The 12,239-nt window shown below is 56.6% G+C and carries 11 protein-coding genes; 5 read left to right on the top strand and 6 right to left on the bottom strand.

Annotated elements, in window-relative coordinates:
- Positions 1-303: 303 nt before the first annotated feature.
- Positions 304-2,289: a dynamin family protein gene (locus WD823_RS06010; protein WP_368428578.1), complete on the top strand. Its 1,986-nt coding sequence runs from the start codon at positions 304-306 to the stop codon at positions 2,287-2,289.
- 96 nt (positions 2,290-2,385) lie between these two features.
- Here the strand turns inward: WD823_RS06010 and ggt are convergent, their stop codons facing one another.
- From ggt to WD823_RS05980, 6 genes are all read right to left on the bottom strand, one after another.
- Positions 2,386-4,053: a gamma-glutamyltransferase gene (ggt, locus tag WD823_RS06005; RefSeq protein ID WP_368428577.1), complete on the bottom strand. Its 1,668-nt coding sequence runs from the start codon at positions 4,051-4,053 to the stop codon at positions 2,386-2,388.
- Between the two features lie 241 nt (positions 4,054-4,294).
- On the bottom strand, positions 4,295-4,549 hold the full coding sequence (locus tag WD823_RS06000; protein ID WP_368428576.1) for a YfhL family 4Fe-4S dicluster ferredoxin: 255 nt from the start codon (positions 4,547-4,549) through the stop codon (positions 4,295-4,297).
- A gap of 41 nt (positions 4,550-4,590) precedes the next feature.
- The gene (gene coaD / locus WD823_RS05995) at positions 4,591-5,070 is read right to left on the bottom strand and encodes a pantetheine-phosphate adenylyltransferase (RefSeq protein WP_368428575.1); all 480 of its coding nucleotides are present in this window, start codon (positions 5,068-5,070) and stop codon (positions 4,591-4,593) included.
- A 78-nt stretch (positions 5,071-5,148) separates the two neighbouring features.
- Complete coding sequence (gene rsmD / locus WD823_RS05990) at positions 5,149-5,709, bottom strand: 16S rRNA (guanine(966)-N(2))-methyltransferase RsmD (RefSeq protein WP_368428574.1); 561 nt, start codon at positions 5,707-5,709, stop codon at positions 5,149-5,151.
- 40 nt (positions 5,710-5,749) lie between these two features.
- The gene (locus WD823_RS05985; RefSeq protein WP_368428573.1) at positions 5,750-7,054 is read right to left on the bottom strand and encodes a M16 family metallopeptidase; all 1,305 of its coding nucleotides are present in this window, start codon (positions 7,052-7,054) and stop codon (positions 5,750-5,752) included.
- Positions 7,044-8,420 carry a M16 family metallopeptidase gene (locus WD823_RS05980; protein WP_368428572.1) on the bottom strand — a complete coding sequence of 459 codons (1,377 nt, stop codon included), beginning with the start codon at positions 8,418-8,420 and terminating at the stop codon, positions 7,044-7,046. The genes WD823_RS05985 and WD823_RS05980 overlap by 11 nt, the downstream gene beginning before the upstream one ends.
- Positions 8,421-8,503: 83 nt before the next feature.
- Between WD823_RS05980 and ftsY the strand changes: the two genes are divergently transcribed.
- The 4 genes from ftsY to rpoH all read left to right on the top strand — a co-directional run bounded on the left by ftsY (position 8,504) and on the right by rpoH (position 12,063).
- Positions 8,504-9,466 (top strand): signal recognition particle-docking protein FtsY, encoded by a 963-nt coding sequence (ftsY, locus tag WD823_RS05975; protein ID WP_368428571.1) that lies wholly within the window; start codon positions 8,504-8,506, stop codon positions 9,464-9,466.
- 11 nt (positions 9,467-9,477) lie between these two features.
- The gene (gene ftsE, locus WD823_RS05970) at positions 9,478-10,149 is read left to right on the top strand and encodes a cell division ATP-binding protein FtsE (protein WP_368428570.1); all 672 of its coding nucleotides are present in this window, start codon (positions 9,478-9,480) and stop codon (positions 10,147-10,149) included.
- Positions 10,146-11,063: a permease-like cell division protein FtsX gene (gene ftsX, locus WD823_RS05965; RefSeq protein WP_368428569.1), complete on the top strand. Its 918-nt coding sequence runs from the start codon at positions 10,146-10,148 to the stop codon at positions 11,061-11,063. The genes ftsE and ftsX overlap by 4 nt, the downstream gene beginning before the upstream one ends.
- A gap of 145 nt (positions 11,064-11,208) precedes the next feature.
- Positions 11,209-12,063, top strand: coding sequence for an RNA polymerase sigma factor RpoH (gene rpoH, locus WD823_RS05960; protein WP_368428568.1), 855 nt, complete (start codon positions 11,209-11,211; stop codon positions 12,061-12,063).
- Positions 12,064-12,239 lie beyond the last annotated feature (176 nt).

The raw sequence follows: 12,239 nt of genomic DNA, 5'->3' as shown, positions 1-12,239 counted from the left end.
GAAACGACGTTCATTGAGTCGCCTGGCCGCCACCGCCGAAGGAGCTGGCGCCACGCGCGGTGGCGGCCCCTTCGGAGACGGCGGCAGTAGCGCTCAAGGAACATAGCCATTGCGGTTACGGGCGCTCATTGCAAAAGCTGCGTGCACCACAGGCACTGGGTGCTAGACTTAAGGTAAAGGCGGATGTAATTTATCGAACGTGTTGATCCAGCATAGATTTTCATAAATCCGTCAAAATGACCTTTGGGCGGAATTCTCGGCACCAGGGGAGGAGTTTCCAGTAAGTGAAACTATATTTCTAAGATGCAGCAAAAAGCAAAAAAACAAAACCTGGAACAGTTTTTCGAGGAATACAGCGATTGGCGCACGGCGCTGGCCACGTCCGTCAACGACCTCAAATCCTGGCTGCAAGAACAGGAATTGAGCGACAACCAGGTCGATCAGCGTCTCGAGCATGTGCTCTCGACTCTGCGTGATGACAAGCTTTACGTGGCTTTCGTCGCCGAATTCTCGCGCGGAAAGTCCGAACTGATCAACGCCATCTTCTTCGCCAATTTCGGGCAGCGGATTCTTCCGTCGAGTGCCGGACGGACCACCATGTGCCCGACCGAGGTCATGTACGATTCGGGGAGCATGTCATCTCTCCGCCTGTTGCCGATCGAAACCCGCCGGAGCGGAACCACCATTACCGAATTCCGGGGCTTCCCCGAGGAATGGCAGTTGCTGCCGCTCGACACCGAATCGCCGGATACCATGATTGAAACGTTGCAAAAAATCACCGAGGTCAAACACGTTGCCCGGGAAGAAGCGCAATCCATGGGATTCCACGTCGCCGAGGACGAATCCCAGAATGGAATGCGGATTGCCGAGGACGGACTGGTGGAAATTCCGAAATGGCGCCATGCCATCATCAATATTCCCCATCCGTTGCTGGAACGGGGATTGGTCATACTTGACACTCCCGGACTGAATGCACTCGGCGCCGAGCCTGAGTTGACGCTCAATATGCTGCCTTCCGCGCATGCTGTGCTGTTTATTCTCGCCGCAGACGCCGGTGTGACCAAATCCGACATTGAAGTCTGGCACAACCACATTGGCGTCCGCCGGGACAGTCAGAACAAAGGACGCCTGGTGGTACTCAACAAGATAGACGGGCTGTGGGACGAACTGCGCAACGCGGAAGAGGTCAATCGGGAAATTGACCGCCAGATCCGTGAAACAGCGAAACACCTGGCCATCCCGGAGCACAATGTTTTTCCGGTCTCGGCGCAGAAAGCACTTCTTGGAAAGGTAAAAAAGGACAACAAGACGCTCGATCGCTCGCGAATCGCGGCGCTTGAAGAAGCGCTTGGGAGCGAGATTGTCCCGGCTAAACGCGAGATTGTATGCGATAACATCAGCGGTGACATGGAAGATGTCATCAAAGCCATGCGCCTGATCATTTCGCAACGCTTAAAAAATGTCTATGAACACATGGAAGAACTCGGCGGCCTGTCAGGCAAGAACATGGATGTCATCGAGCACATGATGAAAAAAGTCAAAGCGGACAAGGAAGTATTCGAAAAAAGCCTGCAGCGCTTTCAGGCCACGCGCAGCATTTTTTCGCAACAGACCAATGTGCTGTACACCCACTTGAACCTGAAAAACCTCGACGCGCAAATCGCCCAGACCAAGAAAGACATGGAGATCAGCATGACCACTGCCGGGCTGACGGCATGCATGGATAATTTTTTCAAGCTGGCACAAGTCACGATGGAGGAAGCAGCCAAGCAAGCGCAGGAAATCAAGGCGATGATGGAAGGCGTGTATAAAAAATTCCAGGAAGAGCACGGACTGGCCAACATCAAACCGGGAAATTTTTCGGTGACACGATACTTGCGTGAAATCAAGCGGCTCCAGGACAAGCACGATCAGTATATGAAGGGAGTTTCGCTCGTCTTCACCGAGCAACGTGCCATCACAAGGAAATTCTTCGAATCCTCCGTGGCAAAAATCCGGGCGATTTATAAAATGGTCAATCGCGATGCCGACAATTGGCTTAAAACCATCATGTCGCCGATGGAATCGCAGGTGCGCGAGCATCAGGTGCAGTTGCGCCGGCGGCTGGAATCCATCAAGCGCATTCATCATGCGAGCGACACGCTGGAAGAACGCGTGAATGAACTCGAGCAGATCCGTGACGGCATCCGCGAACAGGAGCGCAACCTGGAAAACCGCGTTGAGGCAGTCATGAAGGTCATCAACTTCGAACAATCCGAAGATCGGCAGGCTGGCGGCAAACCCGCCTGAATCAACACCGCTGAATTGGCCTGAAACTGGCCAAAAATGCCATGGGCGATACCCATCCGCTCCGCCCGGCTACTCCCAACACGGTACTTGGCAGGTTTACCGGACCAACCCTAAACCCTCGCCGCGCGGATCGGAAACCGCTTCAATTCTTCCAGTCAGTTTGTTTTGCGTCACCACCTGCATATTGCCGTAGCGTCCGCGTACGGTCCTGAGCCGGTACCCGTGCTGCTCCAACACCGCGCGATCGGCTTCATCAAAAGCGTCTTGCTCGTAAGTCACCATATCCGGCAAATACTGGTGGTGAAAGCGCGGACGGCTTACCCAGTCTTCGGCGGCTCCGCTTTCCTGGGCAAATTCCAGCGTCGCCAGCAGGACCATGGTGATGATACGGCTGCCCCCGGGAGTGCCGAGAACTACAACCGAAGTATCGTTTTCCAGAAAAGTCGGGGTCATGCTCGACAAAGGCCGTTTTCCCGGGGCAATGGCGTTGGCGTGCAATCCCACGAGGCCGTAAGTATTGGGCGTGTTCGGCTTGACGGAAAAATCATCCATCTCATTATTAAGCACCACCCCCGTGCCAGACGGCGTGTAGCCCGAACCGAAAAGGGTATTCAGGCTCAGCGTGGCCGCGACACGGTTCCCTTCCCGGTCAATGATTGAAAAATGCGTGGTGTTGGCGCCCTCTCTGGCGGCTTCGGAGGGTGTCCCAGCGGGAATCGCGTCTCGTAAGAGGATTTCTTTTCGAAGTTCATCGGCGTAGGCGGCGCCAACCAGGCGTGGAACGTCCACGTGCACCAAATCAGGGTCGCCCAGATAAAGCGCTCGATCGCGGTAGGCGAGGCGCATGGCTTCGATGATACGGCGAAAACGTTCCACCCTGTTCACCGCCATCAGGTCGAACCCACCCAAAATATTCAGCATCTGGGTTAACGTCACGCCGCCCGATGACGGCAGCGCCGCGGAAATGATGTGGACATCATGAAATTTACCTCTCACCGGCGCGCGCTCAACTACACGGTATTCGGCCAGATCCTTCATGCTCCAAATACCCTTGGCGGAACGCACGCCTTTCACCAATTGCTTGGCAACTTCACCGGAATAAAATCCACGGCGGCCTTTGTTCGCCAACTGTTCAAGGGTACGGGCGAGTTCCGGCTGCCGCAGCCGTTCGCCCGCGGCGTAAACAAATCCCCGATTAAAAAAAATCCGTGCTGTCTCTGGAAAATTCTTCAGGCGGTCTTGCTGACGCAGCGTCATCCTGGAGAACTGCGCCGTGACCGGAAATCCGTCACGTGCCAGGCGGATGGCGGGTGCCAGCGACTGCTTGAGTGAAAGCCGGCCGTAATTTTTGGCCAGGTGCACCAACCCCCCCGGGATTCCGGGAATACCGGCAGCCAGCGGGCCGTCCACGGATAATCCAGGTACCGGTTGGCCGGATTGGTCCAGGTACATATCGCGAGTGGCGGCCAGGGGGGCGCGCTCGCGTGCATCGATCATAACTTCATAACCGTCGTGCGCGCGATGCAGCAGGAAAAAACCGCCGCCGCCCAACCCGGAGTTGTACGGTTCGACCACGGACAATGTAGCCGCCACCGCCACCGCGGCATCGAACGCATTGCCACCGCGGGCGAGAATCCCATGACCGGCCTGGGTTGCCAGGGGATGCGCACTGGCAATGCCGGCGGTGGATGTTGTTACCCCGGCCATCGCCGAACTCATCGGCAACAACACCAGCAGGCATGTCAGGCGCAACTTGCAAAACATGTTTAACACAATAATTGAAATGAATCCCGTGGGCAAAACACGCCGGCGCGCATTGATAAAACAGCAGATAAAATGGTTGCTGATTGAGCGGGAGGGTGCGATCGGATGGGAGCTAGACGGACATCCGTTGGAAACGTGTTGTACCCCCTAATCCGGGCGTGACAGCAATTTAAAACGCTCTACGGTAAGTGGTGAATTACGAACACGGCCAACAGCAGGAGCGGATTCAAGCAGATCGCACTTAGGCCGTCTGTTTGATCAGCGACAGGTATTTTCTGTTGAGTTCTTCCTTTGTTTCCGGATAGTTCGGATCGAGAATGATGCAGTCAACCGGACAGACATCAACGCATTGCGATGTTTCAAAATGACCCACGCATTCCGTGCACAGGCTTGGATTGATCTGGTAGATCTCCTCGCCCATGGCAATTGCCCCGTTCGGGCATTCCGGCTCACAAACATCGCAATTGATGCATTCGTCGGTAATCAATAAAGCCATTTAAATACCTACAAATTTAGTCAGGTTTTACATCCTGCATATTAGCGTATTTTAGCGGCCAAGGCAGCCGCCACGCGCGGGTTCACAAAATCCGAGACATTGCCGCCATGCAGGGCGATTTCCTTCACCAGCGACGCGGAAATGAACATCTCCTGTTCCGAAGGCGTCATGAACACGGTTTCCACATCCGGCGCGAGACGCCGGTTCATCCCCGCGAGTTGAAATTCATACTCAAAGTCGGAGGCCGCCCGTAAACCACGCAGGATGACATTCGCCTTGTGGTCACGCACGCAATCCACCAGCAAATTATCAAATCCGAAAATGCGTACGCCCTCGATATCCGCCAGCACCCCTCGGACCAGTTCCACGCGTTCTGAAAGCGAGAACAGGGGTTCTTTTTGCGGATTGGCGGCCACGGCCACGACCACCTCATCGAACAGGCGCGCGGCGCGACGGACCAGATCCGTATGTCCGTTGGTAATGGGGTCGAAGGTGCCAGGGTACAGGGCGGTAACTTTCATTTGATCCCTCGAAAAATTCGAAAAATTATAGCATGCAAGACAGTTACCGCTTTGAGGAAGGTCAAGAATTCCTTGGATTCATCCGGTTCTTTTCGCCAGATGATAACCCACCTGACCGGCGATCCGGCTGCGAATCAGTTCCCACGTGGGCGGTAAGGACAATGTGTGGTTTTTGCCCGGCGCTTCCAGATAAATCAACCCGTCAGGCCGGAGCCAACCCTGTTCCTCGATTAATTCCGCGCAGTGCCCGATGAGATGACTTCGGAACGGCGGGTCGAGAAAAATAATATCAAAGGCCTGCGGCGCCTGTTGCAGAAAATCGACCGCGTCCATCTGAATCACTGTGGCGTGTTCCGCGCCGAGGGTGACAACGTGTTCGCGCAGTTGCTCCGCCACGCGGGCCGCTTTTTCCACCATGACGACGCGCGCGGCACCGCGTGATAACGCCTCAAGACACAAGGCGCCAGTACCGGAAAAAAGATCGAGACAACTCGCGCCCGCCAGATATGGCTGCAACCAGTTGAATAGCGTCTCACGCACGCGGTCGGGCGTGGGTCGCAACCCTTCCGCCTCGGGCACGCTCAGACGTCGGCCGCGCCAGCGGCCGCCGATGATGCGAAGCTTTCCGGGAAACGCCAATGTTTCACTCTCTCCCGCGCATCGACGTTCTGATTGACGGCTAGCGGCCGCCACCGACAGTGACCGTCAGCATGTTGTCCGGGTGAACTCGCTGCCGGAAAGCCTTGCGAATCTGCTCCACGGTGACCGCTTCGACGTTCGGTATAAATTCATCGAGGTACGTCAGCGGCAATCCATAAAAGCCGATCACGGCCAGGTTTTCAGCGATTTTGCCATTACTGTCGAGCCGCAAGGGAAAACTGCCGGTGATATGTTTCTTGGCGGCCTCAAGCTCCGCTTGCGTCGGCCCCTGGGCGACAAAATCGGAAATTACCTTATTCACCAGCTTGAGCGCATCGTCTCGCTGCGTGTTTTTAGTCTGTAACCCGGCGATCATCGGCCCCGCCTGTCGCAGAGGATAAAAATAACTGTAGACGCTGTAGGAATAACCTTTCTTCTCCCGCACTTCCACGGACAGGCGCGAGATAAGACCCCCGCCACCCAGAATATAATTGCCGACATACAGCGGGAAATAATCCGGGTCACCACGACGCAGACCCGGCTGACCCATGATGATATGCGTCTGAGTAGCGGGAAAATCGATCTGCTTCGATTTTTTCGCGTAAAGCGGATTCACCGCCGGCAATGGAGCCGCGGGTTCCCCCGCCGGTAACTTGCCGACGATACGCTCGGCAATTTTCCGGGCCTGTCTTTTGCTGGCGTCACCGACAATTACAATCCAGGCGTTGGCGCCGACAAAATATCTACGGTGGAATTGCAGCAGATCATCACGGGTAATGTCCTTGATACTTCCTTCAGCGCCCAAGGGATTGTGCGCATAAAGATGGTCACCATAGAGTTCGCGGTAAAAAGTCTTTTCCGCGACCGCGCCCGGGGACTGGGCCTCTTTTTGGAGCGCCACCAGCGCCTGAGCCCGATGGCGTTCAAGGCTCGCTGCCGGAAACGACGGGGCAGCAAGGATTTTGGCAAACAGATCGAGCGCGGGGTCCAGCAGTTCGGAGTCGGACAAGCTTCGCAAGTTAATCGCGGCCATGTCACGGTCGACGCCGGCGCCCAGCTCCGCCCCGAGGCTTTCCAATCGAAGGGCGATGTCATTCGCCGACAAATCACCGGCGCCCTCGTTGAGCATCGCACCGGTTAGTCGCGCCAGCCCCGCTCTTCCCGCGGGATCGCGGCTGGATCCGGCATCGAACGTCACACGTATCTGCAACATCGGCAATTCTTTTGCAGGCACAAAATAAACCCGCGCCCCATTGCCAAGCGTCCAGTGCTGGATTTTAGGGCCCGCGATGGATGCAACTGACACGAGCAGCAGGACGATTGAAAGCATGGCCCTAACGAACATGACTGTCTCCCTGGCGCGGCGTCTTCAACCTTTGTCCCTTGGCCATCGGTAGCGGGTCAAGCACGGCCACCGTCAGATTCCTTTCTACCAGATACTTGCGGGCGACTTTCTGAACCTGGTCGGCCGATACCGCATTGAGTTTTTTCACGTAATCATCGAGCATCCGCCAGTCGAGGCCGACGGCGGCCAAGCGTCCGATCTGCATCGCCTGGTAAAACATGGAATCGCGGCTGTAGACATTGCGCGCGACCACCTGTGCTTTCACACGCGTCAATTCCTCGGAGGAGACGGGTTCTTTTTTAATGCGCTCAATTTGAGCGCGAATCGCCTGCTCGAATTCTTCGACCGTGTGTCCGTTCGCCGGTGTGCCCTCGATCACCAACAGGCTGGGCGACCGCGAAATCGCCGAGTAGTCCGTGCCGATGCTCGATGCGATTTTTTTCTCGCGTACCAGTTCACGCTCGAAGCGCGCCGCCCGTCCGCCGTCCAGCACGCCGGTGAGCACATTCAGCGCGTAAGGTTCCCATTCGGCAACATCGCCACGACCAACCGAGGTATGCACCGGCGTGTGATAACCCATGAGCAGATACGGAACTTCCGCCGGAACCGAGACGCGTATACGCCTTTCCTCCTTCTGTTCGGGCTCCGTCACCCCGGGATGCTTCTCCGGCGGGCGCGCCGGAACCGGCCCGAAGTATTTTTTTGCGAGGGCAAATACCTCTTTGGGTTCCACGTCACCCGTCACCACCAGAATCGCGTTACCCGGGGTATACCAGCGGCGATACCAGTCCCGCAAATCCTTGATCGTCATGGACTCCAGGTCTGCCATCCAGCCTATGATCGGATGTTGATAGGGATGGACCCGGTAGGCCGTGGCCATGAATTTTTCCTGCACAATCGCCTCGGGCCGGTCCTCGGTACGCAACCGACGTTCCTCCATCACCACCTTGATCTCCTTGCGAAATTCCTCCTCGGCCAAAGTCAGGTTTTGCATGCGGTCGGCCTCGAGCTCAAAGGCCACAGGCAGTCGCGACTTTTCGAGTTGCTGGAAATAGGCGGTGTAGTCGTAGCTGGTAAAGGCGTTTTCACGCCCGCCATTCTCGGCGATGATGCGCGAAAATTCGTTGGGTTTCAGCTTCGCCGTTCCCTTGAACATCATGTGTTCGAACGCGTGCGAAATGCCCGTGAGGCCCTGCCGTTCGTCATGGCTCCCCACCTTGTACCAGATTTGCGATACCACGACCGGGGAACGGTGGTCTTCCTTGACAATGACGCGCAATCCGTTATCCAGGGTCGTTTCATGTGTTTGGCTGCACGCCGTGAGCCAGACGCTCATGAGCAGGAGCCATGATAATTTTTTCAGCATGGGGTTTCCGTGACGATTCTTCTATAATATTGTGCCACAGGTTTGATCGTCACAGCCGGAAATAATTCCATCAGGATTATCCTTTGAGCCCATCCCGTTCCTCCAACCTGACCGAAAGTAGCCGGCCGGCGGGCTTGATCGGCCGTTTCCGCGATAAACTCGCCGCCACGCAACAACGTTTCACCCGGGGAATGGCCGATTTGCTGCTTGGGCAGCGGGCCCTCGATGAGGGTCTATTCGAAGAACTCGAAGCGCTGCTGCTGTCCGCCGATGTCGGTGTGGATATGACGCAGCTGCTCTTGCGGGGGATCACGGACCAGGTCTCGCGCCGGCAGTCTAACGACTCCCGTGCCGTGTACCAGGCGCTTCGCCAAAGTCTCTTGTCGATGATGGAATCATGCAGCCGGCCGCTGGTGATCACGCCGGTCAAACCCTTCGTGATGCTGGTGGTGGGCGTCAACGGTGTCGGAAAAACCACCACGATCGCCAAACTGGCACAGCGATTCAAAAATGCCGGGCACTCGGTCATGTTGGCCGCCGCCGACACCTTTCGCGCCGCCGCCATCGAACAACTGAAAACCTGGGCGCAACAACTTGATGTCCCGGTGATCGCCCAGCACACCGGGGCCGATGCCGCGGCCGTCGTGCACGATGCCCTGAATGCCGCGGTGGCCAGAGGGAGCGATATCCTGATCGTGGATACCGCGGGCAGGCAACACACCCAGGCGGGCCTGATGGATGAGCTGAAAAAAATCAAACGCGTGACAAACAAGTCTGATACCGGAGCCCCGCACGAGGTATTGCTGGTGCTCGATGCCGGCACCGGACAAAATGCGTTGTCGCAACTTACGCATTTCAACGATGCCGTGGGGGTCACGGGCCTCGCCGTCACCAAGCTCGACGGAACGGCCAAGGCGGGAATCCTGATTGCCATGGCGCGCAACCCCGGCCTGCCGATTCGTTATATCGGCGTGGGGGAAGGCATGGATGATCTCCGTGAATTCAATGCCGGCGAGTTTGTCGACACTATCTTGCCGGCCCCCTGAGTGTTCCCGTCATGATCCAATTTACCCATGTTTTCAAGCGCTATCCCGGCAATTTCGACGCCCTGCGGAATATCAATCTTCAGATCCAGCCGGGTGAGATGGTCTTCATCACCGGACACTCGGGCGCGGGCAAAAGCACGTTGCTTAAACTCATCACAGCCATCGAGCGGCCAACGCGGGGCGAGGCGCTTGTCAACGGACGCAACCTGTTACGGCTGCCACGGCGACGAATACCTTATTTCCGGCGCGAAATCGGCGTCGTGTTTCAGGATCACAAGCTGCTGTTGGACCGCACGGTTTATGACAATGTGGCGCTGCCCCTGATCGTCACCGGCACGGATGAACGCGAGGTTCCACGTCGCGTGCGTGCGGCGCTCGAAATGGTTGGATTGCTGAGCAAGGAACGCATGTATCCCATCACGCTTTCCGGTGGCGAGCAACAGCGTGTCGGAATCGCCCGGGCGGTGGTCAACAAGCCTCCGCTGCTGCTGGCGGATGAGCCAACGGGGAATCTCGACAGCGCCCTGTCGGATGAAATTCTCGATCTCTTTCTGGACTTTCATCACCATGGCGTGACCGTGCTGGTCGCCACACATGACTGGCACCTCATCAACCGCGCGCGCAAGCGGGTCATGGAACTGAATCACGGTGAACTGGTGCGCGATACGGGAGCAGCGGCATGATCAAAAACTACTTCATGCGCCATGCACAGGTTTTTTTCTTCAGCCTGGGGCAGCTCTCGCGTACACCGATCGCCACATTCCTCACCGTAGCGGTTATCGGGATAACGCTGGCGCTGCCCGCCTGCCTTTACGTCGCGATCGAAAACCTGCAGCGGCTCTCCGGAAGCTGGGACAGCAACGGTCAAATTTCGTTGTTCCTGAAACGCGATGTCAACGACGCCGCGGCAGAGAAATTGGCCGCCAAAATTCGCGCCCTGCCAGCCGTGTCACGTGTGAATTACATCTCGCGTGACGCCGCCCTCGCCGAATTCAAGCAACTGTCCGGTTTCGGCGAGGCGCTGGAGGCGCTGGAACGCAATCCGTTGCCGGCGGTGCTGGTCGTGCTGCCTGCCGATACCGACTCGCATCCCGACAAACTCCAGGCCCTGGTGAAACAGCTCCGTCGCTACAACGAAGTGGATATTGCCCAAATCGATCTCGAGTGGGTCCGGCGCCTGCATGCGATACTTGAGCTGGCCCGTCACGGGGTACTGATCCTGGCAGGCGGTCTGGGCGTGGCCGTGCTGCTCATTATCGGCAATACCATCCGGTTGGCGGTGCTCAATCGTCGTGACGAAATAGTGATAACCAAGTTGATCGGCGGCACGAATGCGTTCATCCGCCGTCCATTTCTCTATGCCGGAACTTTGCAGGGCCTCTTGGGAGCTATGCTGGCGTGGTTGCTGGTGGCACTGGCCCTGCTGCTGTTGTCATCCCCGATCGATAACCTGGCTGGGTTATACGGGAGCCGGTTTGAGGCCAAAAATCTCGGTTTGCCCGCCTCGCTCGCCCTCCTCGCCGCGGGCGGGCTGCTTGGGTGGCTGGGGTCGCGCCTGGCGGTCGGCCGTCACCTGAGAACCCTGGAACCTACCTAGAAATTGACGGCATCTAATCAATAAAACCCTATTTTATATAGAGAATATGAACTTATCCGCAATTTGGCACTCCTAAGGTTCGAGTGCTAAAATTCAATCTCAAGGAAAGAGGATCACAGTCTAAATTCATGGTGAGGCTTTATTAATGACCAAATCATTGGCACTGGCTATTAATCTTTACCCCGAAAACGGGTTATCCACCTATATCCGGGCCGTCAACGCGCTGCCAGTACTGAGCGCGGCGGAGGAACGGAAATTGGCGCGACGTTATCACAAGCACAGTGACCTCGGCGCCGCCCGCCAGCTGGTTTTGGCAAACCTGCGGTATGTCGTGCGGGTCACGCGCGGATTCGCGGGTTATGGGTTGCCGCAGGCGGATCTGATCCAGGAGGGAAATATCGGCTTGATGAAGGCCGTCAAACATTATGACCCGGCACACAAGGTCCGCTTGATGTCCTTCGCGATTCACTGGATACGTTCCGAAATCTTCGACTACATCCTGCGCAATTGGCGCATCGTCAAAGTCGCCACCACCAAGGCGCAGCGCAAACTCTTTTTCAACCTGCGCAAGTCGCGTAAGCGCATCGGCTGGATGACGCGCGGTGAAGTAGATGCCATGGCGGAGAATCTGGACGTCGCGCCGGAAACTGTGCAGGAAATGGAATCGCGCATGAGCAATGCGGACGTCCCCTTCGATATGGATAATGACACCGACGATGAAAGCTATCACGTCGCCCCGTCAGGGTATTTGCAGGACATGCGCTACAATCCGGAAGTCCTGGCGACCCAGTCCGATCAGGAGGATGTACGCCAGACACAGCTCCGTACCGCGCTGACCGCCCTCGATCCGCGCGCACGCGACATTATCCAGCGACGCTGGCTGAACGAGGAAAAACCGACATTGCATGAACTGGCCGATGAATACGGCGTTTCCGCCGAACGCATCCGCCAGATCGAAATGAAGGCGCTGGATGCGATGAAAAACGTTCTCGAAGCGTAACCACGGCTTGGGCAGAAAAGTGTAAAGAGCTTCCATCAGGAAGCTCTTTTTTTGCGCTACGCCCTGTATGCTCGCTCGGAAAGACCTCGGTTAATCTGGATGGATTCTAACAGCGATCGGGTCGTCTAATCAGGCTAGCCTGTCGTTTTCGTTTACCGCTGACAAGTTGCCACGTA

The sequence above is a fragment of the Sulfuricaulis sp. genome, from assembly GCF_040901545.1.
In the GTDB taxonomy this organism is placed as follows: domain Bacteria; phylum Pseudomonadota; class Gammaproteobacteria; order Acidiferrobacterales; family Sulfurifustaceae; genus Sulfuricaulis.
This window is presented reverse-complemented; position numbering and strand designations above follow the sequence as displayed.

Bases quoted from the DNA above. Each gene is read 5' to 3' on its own strand.
- ftsE (WP_368428570.1), top strand. From the start codon at position 9,478: ATGATCCAATTTACCCATGTTTTCAAGCGCTATCCCGGCAATTTCGAC.
- rpoH (WP_368428568.1), top strand. From the start codon at position 11,209: ATGACCAAATCATTGGCACTGGCTATTAATCTTTACCCCGAAAACGGG.
- ftsX (WP_368428569.1), top strand. From the start codon at position 10,146: ATGATCAAAAACTACTTCATGCGCCATGCACAGGTTTTTTTCTTCAGC.
- WD823_RS05980 (WP_368428572.1), bottom strand. From the start codon at position 8,420: ATGCTGAAAAAATTATCATGGCTCCTGCTCATGAGCGTCTGGCTCACG.
- WD823_RS06010 (WP_368428578.1), top strand. From the start codon at position 304: ATGCAGCAAAAAGCAAAAAAACAAAACCTGGAACAGTTTTTCGAGGAA.
- WD823_RS06000 (WP_368428576.1), bottom strand. From the start codon at position 4,549: ATGGCTTTATTGATTACCGACGAATGCATCAATTGCGATGTTTGTGAG.
- WD823_RS05985 (WP_368428573.1), bottom strand. From the start codon at position 7,054: ATGTTCGTTAGGGCCATGCTTTCAATCGTCCTGCTGCTCGTGTCAGTT.
- coaD (WP_368428575.1), bottom strand. From the start codon at position 5,070: ATGAAAGTTACCGCCCTGTACCCTGGCACCTTCGACCCCATTACCAAC.
- ggt (WP_368428577.1), bottom strand. From the start codon at position 4,053: ATGTTTTGCAAGTTGCGCCTGACATGCCTGCTGGTGTTGTTGCCGATG.